Below are 855 nucleotides of genomic sequence, written 5' to 3'. Positions count from 1 at the left end.
CTTCATACATATCATAAAATACGGTTAGACTTGTAAAAGCCGGAATACATTCAATGAATCCCGGAAATGGCTGTTCTTCTATATAAGCGGCCGCTGCATGGACAATGCCGTTGACCTGTTCATTGATTTCTTCTCCGAATCGGATCATCATTGCAGAATCACCGAGCTGTTCGATTTGATATCGTACAGTCATCTTTCTCACCTCTTTTAATTCTCGTTCATCAGGATGACGAGAGGCTACAGCACCGCAAGCGACTCGTCTCGAATATCTGTGATGAGCATATGCCCCGGCGCATGTGTGATGACCATTTCAGGCTTTACATTCATAGCCACGGCTTGCGGGGTCACCCCGCATGCCCAAAAAACAGGAACCTCGCCGTCACGAATGGAAACGGCATCTCCGAAATCCGGTTTCCCGAGATCGCGAATCCCGATTGCTCCCGGATTGCCAATATGGATCGGCCCTCCGTGCACAGCCGGAAAACGCGAAGTCACTTGTGCGGCACGTACAGCCAGCCGCTCAGGAACCGGCCTCATGCTGACAACCATCTGTCCGTGAAACGCCCCCGCCGGAACACAATCGATATTCGTTTTATACATTGAGACGTTTGTCCCCTCATCAATATGCCGGACAGCTATCCCATTATTGATCAGTGCCTGTTCAAAGGAGAAACTGCATCCGATCAGAAAGCCGACAAAATCGTCCTCCCAGTATGGCGTAATATCAGATACTTCTTCCGTTAAGATACCGTGCCTGTAAATACGGTATTTCGGAAAGTCCGTTCTGATATCAGCATCAGGCGCAGCCAGAGACGGCACAGGCGAACCTGCTTCAGTCACATCCAGCACGGGGCA

Annotated in this window: 1 protein-coding gene and 1 pseudogene; both read right to left on the bottom strand. The window is 50.1% G+C overall.

Features of this window, described 5'->3' with window-relative positions:
• A pseudogene (pxpB, locus tag ACFRCG_RS48625) lies at positions 1 to 193 on the bottom strand (5-oxoprolinase subunit B); the annotation flags it as partial.
• Between the two features lie 44 nt (positions 194 to 237).
• A partial coding sequence (locus tag ACFRCG_RS48620) for a putative hydro-lyase (protein ID WP_380043093.1) occupies positions 238 to 855 on the bottom strand: 618 nt, incomplete at its 5' end.

The organism is Embleya sp. NPDC056575 (genome assembly GCF_042793325.1).
In the GTDB taxonomy this organism is placed as follows: Bacteria; Actinomycetota; Actinomycetes; order Streptomycetales; family Streptomycetaceae; genus Embleya.
The sequence above is the reverse complement of the archived record's forward strand: the minus strand, read 5'-3'. Positions and strand labels throughout refer to the sequence as shown.